Raw genomic sequence first — 5,898 nt, forward strand, 5'->3', positions numbered from 1 at the left:
GTATATATGGAATTAGTAATCGTCTGGAGTTATTTGGGCAAGCAGTTTTATTTGGAGGATTTCTAGGTACTATTTGGGTAGTTTTTGGAGTGCTTTTAAACCACCTTTAACATTGCCTGTGCCTGGACGAGTTTGGGGAAGACGTGGTTTATTTTTAGGTGCTATTTGGGGTGCTTTTTTAGGAACAGTTATTGGGGCAATTTTAGCTGGTGTTTTTGTGTTTCAGGAAAGTATGAAAGAGAATAGTAATTCTTGGCTGGAGTTAGTATCAATATTCATAAGTAGTATGATTCCTGCAATAGGTGTAGGTGCAATGGGTGGTATTATCGGTGGTGCTGTTTTAGGACCAATTTTAGGAGCGCCAACTTTACCTTTATCAAATAAATTATCAGGGATTAGAGGTGCTTTTTTAGGTGGAATTTGGGGGTGTTTTTTAGGAGTAATTATTGGGGTAATTTTGGGTGGTATTTTACCGCAATTTTGGTCGATAGATTTAGTTAGAATTATGCGAGTTGATGAAGATTTTACTATTATACTTTCAACGATTTTTGGGGCTGGTTTGGGTGCAATTGCTGGCTGTTTCTCTGGGGCAGCTTGGGGAGGTATGGGGAAGTGGTAATTTCAGTTATCAGTTATCAGTTATCAGTACCTACTTCTGAAGCCATAGGCTTGAAATACGGAATACTCTTTTTTTATCCCCTTAAAAGGGGAGGCTTTAGACCGTCTTTTTTGCTAAGAAGGAAAAGTAATAAACAAATTATAAAAAAAGGATAAACAATCGAAATAAGTAGCTTATAGGATTGGATAAGTTCTTTTTAGGCATAATTCTCAGCTTTTTTTTGTAGCATTCTTTTTTCAAATTGGTATAATATAGCAAGGACTTACGCAAATTAACCTTGAAAACGCCATGTGTAGGGGCGGATGGCATTTGCGCTCCGCAAAGCTCCGAATGGCGCCCTCACTCGATTTAGTATCCGTGCGTAAATCCTGATAGCTATAAGCATTTCCTACGGAATGCTACGCAAACAGCTATCAGCTAGAGTCAAAACTTTTAACTGTCATGTTTTGAAGTTTCTTAGCTGTCCTAATCTTAATACCTATTGCTATATCAAATCCGGTAGTATCCTTGTTATTCAATATTAAAGATAAGAGTCAAATACTTTTGACTTTTAACTTCCGCGTAGCAATACTAGGCAATGTTTTTCCCACTTTTGCCTGTTGCCTGTTGCCTGTTGCCTACTATAACTGCATCCAATAATAGATCCGCACCAAAACGCACAGGGTCAGTGCAAGGCAAACCAGTTTCTGTTTCTATTTGAGCGATCGCTTCTTTAGCCGTCACTTCATCTAAATGAAAAGTATTCATAGCAATACCAATAACTCGCACTGCTTCCATAGCGCCACCAGCAGCGACTACCATCTCATAGAACTCAATTACTTTAGGTAACGGTGGAATCAAAACACTGGGATGATTGCGAATATGAGTTTGATTAGCACGATGCACCAAGATTAAATCCGTGGGTTGAGTACCGCGCAATAGTGGGAGGGTAGCAGTAGAACCTGGATGCAATAGAGAACCTTGGCCTTCAATAATCAGTAAGTCGTGGGTCTTACCAAACTGCATAATCATTTGTTCTACTGCTCCGGCAGCAAAGTCAACTCGCACTGCATCTAAAGCAATACCATTGCCAGCAATCATTAAACCTGCTTGACCTGTAGCGAGGAATTTAGAGTTGAAACCTCGACGTTGAGCTGTGGCATTTAGTTCTAAACTGGTAGACATTTTACCGATCGCCATATCAGTACCCACTGTTAAGACTCGGCGACAAGAAAGTGTTCTAGCTTTCCCAGTGGCAATAGTTAATCCTTGAGGTTCTTGACGCACATCCCATATCCATTGCGTAGGTCGCAATAGTGGTTGAATTTCTGGATGATTTGCCAGAGAGCTATGTAAACCGTTGACTACTGATAACCCAGAAGTAACTGCTTGTTTGATTTCTCCAAACCATTCATCAGGTAAAGCACCGCCGGAAGGAGCAATACCTATGACTAATACTTCTGGGTCAAAAGCGATCGCTTCGGCAACAGAAGCAACTATTGGTATGTCGCGGGGAATTTTAGTGAGTTCGGGCAATGATTTTCCGGCACATTGGCGATCGATGACGGCAACAATTTCTGCTTGACTGTAGCGCAATAGTGATAAGCCAGTTTTACCTGATGTACCCTGGATGCCATTGTGTAGGAGAATTGCTATTTTACTATTTTGAATTTTTGATTGTGTATTTTCTGCAGTCATGGTTTTTTAATGAATAAATTTCCTGTGTAAGTACAAGTAATAGTTAATAATGAACCTAGAATACAAATAGAATTCCTTTTATAACTTAAAATCTGTATAGGTAATTTACAAATCTTTGTATAACCTTAACTATAGTATTTAGTTTAAACTAGCATTCATTAAAAATTGTGTAATAATTTGTTAAAAATATATTTTTCATCAATGTTCCTAATTGTATATTGAAGTAAGCATTCAGCGGTCAGCTATCAGCTATCAGCTTTACAGAATTAAAAGTATTAGTAATAGAATTGCCCATTACTTAACCTTAGCACTAAGCGCTAGCCACATCTATATTTCCCTCCATAGAGTTGAAAATGTAGTAGAAGTTAAACGAGTACTTGCTTAATTCATTTTTATTGCTGAGAGCTGACTGCTAATAGCTGTTTGCGCAGCATTCCGCAGGAAATGCTTACATATTGAAAAATAATAAATCCATGAATATATATCATTAATATATATTATTATTTTTTGCCCATCAGACATAATTAAATGTCAAAATTTCCTCAAAATTTAGTGAAAAATATGCTGTTGTCTATAATATTTATTACTACAGTAAATTTTACCGATAAATTGTGGGTATGCGCCTCCCCTTTTAAGGGGATAAAAAGCGGTCGATAGATGGGGAGGAAACCTGCGCCATATCTAATCGACCAAGAGAAAAGAGAATTCCGTATTTTCTTGCCTCCTTATTGCAGAGGAACTGATAACTGATAACTGATAACTGATAACTAATAACTGAAATGACTGTCTTAGCTGTCACAAAGGTCGAAAATACTAATATTTTTAGTGCTATTGATGGGATTTTTCAAAAGTTAGTAGTCATCCTAGAAAAAATTATCTTTTTTGATATTGCTGGTTTTCCACTAATTGTATTGTGGCTAATTTTAGGAGCAATTTTACTAACATTTCGTATGGGGTTTATTAATATCCGAGGTTTTAAACACGCTATTGATATCGTGAGAGGAAAATATGATTCCCCAGAAAATGAAGGAGAAGTTACTCACTTCCAAGCTCTTGCCACAGCTATTTCTGGCACAGTGGGTATAGGAAATGTGGCAGGTGTCGCGATCGCCATCCAATTAGGCGGGCCTGGTGCAGTATTTTGGATGACTATTGGTGGGTTATTTGGTATGACCAGCAAATTTACAGAATGTACTCTCGGTCTGAAATACCGAAGAATCAACTCAGATGGTTCTATAGCTGGAGGCCCAATGTATTATTTATCCAAAGGTCTAGCTAATATGGGATTCCGTGCAGTGGGACAAGGAATGGCCACTTTATTTGCATTCTTCTGCGGACTATCTACCCTAGTTGGTGCTAGCATTTTCCAAACCAATCAGTCTTACATCGCCGTTTCTAATGTTATACCTGGGTTATCAAGTTGGGTTTATGGTGCGATCGTGGCAATATTAGTAGCGATCGTCATTCTGGGTGGAATGAAACGTATTGGTACAGTTGCTGGTAGTTTAGTACCAACAATGGCAGTTATTTATATTGTTGCTTGTCTGTGGATTTTAGGTATTAATTTTACAGAAATTCTGCCAGCTTTTGGTAAAATTTTCACTGAAGCTTTTTCTCCTTCAGCAGTCGTTGCTGGTGGTTTTGTCACAACATTTTCTATAGGGTTAAGACGGTCAGCTTATTCTAATGAAGCAGGATTAGGTACTGCATCTATTCCCCATGCTTCTGCTAAAACTAATGAACCAATTCGAGAAGGAATAGTTGCTTTATTAGAACCATTTATTGATACAGTTATTGTCTGTAATATGACAGCTTTAGTAATTGTAATTACAGGAGTTTATCAAGATTCTCGGGAAGGAATTGATGGAGTAAAAATGACTTCTGATGCTTTTGCTTCAGTTTTTACTTGGTTCCCTTATCTGTTGGCTTTTGCTGTTTTCTTATTTGCTTTTTCAACTATGATTGGTACTGCTTATCAAGGAATAATTTCTTGGAATTATTTGTTTGGCAGTCAGACAGCTATTATTCCTAAAATAATCTATATTTTGGGTGTAATAATTGGTGCTAATGTTAGTGTTGGTGCTGCATTAGATTTTACGGATATGATGCTTTTAGCGATGGCTTTTCCTAATTTAATTGGTTGCTATTTAATGTCAGGTGAAGTTGCGTCCGATCTAAAAAATTATATGCTTCGTTTGCAGTCAGGAACAATGCATTGAAAAAGGCAGAAGGCAGAAGGCAGAAGGCAGAAGGGAAGGAAAGGTTCAAAGGGATAAGGTTTTTGTTATTAGTGATTATCCTAACATGATATAAGTAATGAAATCCATCATTAATTAATACCTATTCTTACCATTTTTACGGATATTTTCCGATTTACATTTTGGTAATAATTCAGGTGAAAGCGAACGCCTAATATTATTTATTCTATTTCACCTTAACAAATTCATAGTCTAATTGATCAATGCCAATTCTTTATATCTTTAGAGTCTAAACTAATATATTTTTATTTGAAAGTGTAATATCATATCTTGATAATTAGTGATAAAAAACTTTCTCTTTCTTCTTCTTTTTTCCCTCCTGACTCCTGATTTATGACTCCTTCGTCATTTATTTATAACTGTTTAACCAGACATGATATAATTTCTTTTATTCCTCAACTTGATAACCCAATTCTGCTAATTGAATTCGAGACTGTCGCCATTTAGATTGAACTTTTACAAATAATTCCAAATAAACTTTTCCAGCAATTAACTTTTGAATTTGTTGACGTGCTGCACTACCAATAGCTTTTAACATATTCCCGCCTTTACCTATAATAATTCCTTTCTGAGATGAACGTTCAACATGAATAGTAGCAAGAATACGAGTAATATTTGTTTCCTCTTCTACTCTATCAATAGCGATCGCTACTGAGTGCGGTACTTCTTCACGAGTCAAAAGTAAGATTTGCTCTCGGATCAATTCCCCCATAATAAAACGTTCTGGTTGGTCAGTTACTAAGTCAGGAGGATAATAATAAGGTCCAGCTTCAAGATGTTCAATCAACAAATCTTGTAGTCCTTTTACTCCTTCTCCTGTAAGAGCAGAAAATTTCACTATTTGCCAGGGGTGGGGAGCGATCAATTGATGATAACTAGCTTCTATTTCCCGATCATCTTGAGGTTGTAAGTCTAATTTATTCAAACCTAAAATCACAGGAGTATCTGTTTTGTTGAGTAAATCTATAATATATCGATCGCCCCCACCAGCTATTACTGACCCATCCACTACCAGCAACACTACATCCACAGATTGGATTGCTATTTTAGCATTTTGAACTAATACCTTGCCCAATTGGTGATGAGGTTTATGAATACCAGGAGTATCAACAAAAATCATCTGCGCTGCTTCTGTAGTCAAAATACCACGGAGACGATTACGAGTAGTTTGAGCAACTGGGGAAGTAATAGCAATTTTTTGCCCTACCAGTTGATTCATTAAAGTAGATTTGCCAACATTAGGCCGTCCTATTATACCAACAAATCCAGATTTATATCCCGCAGGTGCTACGGGAATTATCATACTTGTGGACAATTCCATTTTTGTATTTTTTTTTATTTTAA

Annotated in this window: 4 protein-coding genes; 2 read left to right on the forward strand and 2 right to left on the reverse strand. The window is 36.9% G+C overall.

What is annotated here, in order from left to right; genetic code table 11:
- Positions 1-73: 73 nt before the first annotated feature.
- Positions 74-619 carry a hypothetical protein gene (locus F6K13_RS14965; protein ID WP_287287755.1) on the forward strand — a complete coding sequence of 182 codons (546 nt, stop codon included), beginning with the start codon at positions 74-76 and terminating at the stop codon, positions 617-619.
- Positions 620-1,189: 570 nt separating this feature from the next.
- On the opposite strand, the gene F6K13_RS14970 is transcribed toward F6K13_RS14965, so the two are convergent.
- Positions 1,190-2,296 carry a DUF1611 domain-containing protein gene (locus F6K13_RS14970; protein ID WP_287240879.1) on the reverse strand — a complete coding sequence of 369 codons (1,107 nt, stop codon included), beginning with the start codon at positions 2,294-2,296 and terminating at the stop codon, positions 1,190-1,192.
- Between the two features lie 779 nt (positions 2,297-3,075).
- On the opposite strand from F6K13_RS14970, the gene F6K13_RS14975 reads away from it, so the two are divergent.
- Complete coding sequence (locus F6K13_RS14975) at positions 3,076-4,515, forward strand: sodium:alanine symporter family protein (protein WP_287287757.1); 1,440 nt, start codon at positions 3,076-3,078, stop codon at positions 4,513-4,515.
- Positions 4,516-4,942: 427 nt separating this feature from the next.
- Here the strand turns inward: F6K13_RS14975 and era are convergent, their stop codons facing one another.
- A complete protein-coding gene (gene era / locus F6K13_RS14980; RefSeq protein WP_287279878.1) occupies positions 4,943-5,875 on the reverse strand; it encodes a GTPase Era in 933 nt (310 codons plus the stop codon).
- Between the last annotated feature and the right edge of the window lie 23 nt (positions 5,876-5,898).

Origin of the sequence: Okeania sp. SIO2B9 (genome assembly GCF_010672505.1) — a bacterium.
Taxonomy (GTDB): Bacteria; Cyanobacteriota; Cyanobacteriia; order Cyanobacteriales; family Microcoleaceae; genus Okeania; species Okeania hirsuta.

What these genes read in the sequence shown, in the direction of transcription:
- era (WP_287279878.1), bottom strand. Translation starts at nt 5,875, where the DNA reads ATGGAATTGTCCACAAGTATGATAATTCCCGTAGCACCTGCGGGATAT.
- F6K13_RS14970 (WP_287240879.1), bottom strand. Translation starts at nt 2,296, where the DNA reads ATGACTGCAGAAAATACACAATCAAAAATTCAAAATAGTAAAATAGCA.
- F6K13_RS14975 (WP_287287757.1), top strand. Translation starts at nt 3,076, where the DNA reads ATGACTGTCTTAGCTGTCACAAAGGTCGAAAATACTAATATTTTTAGT.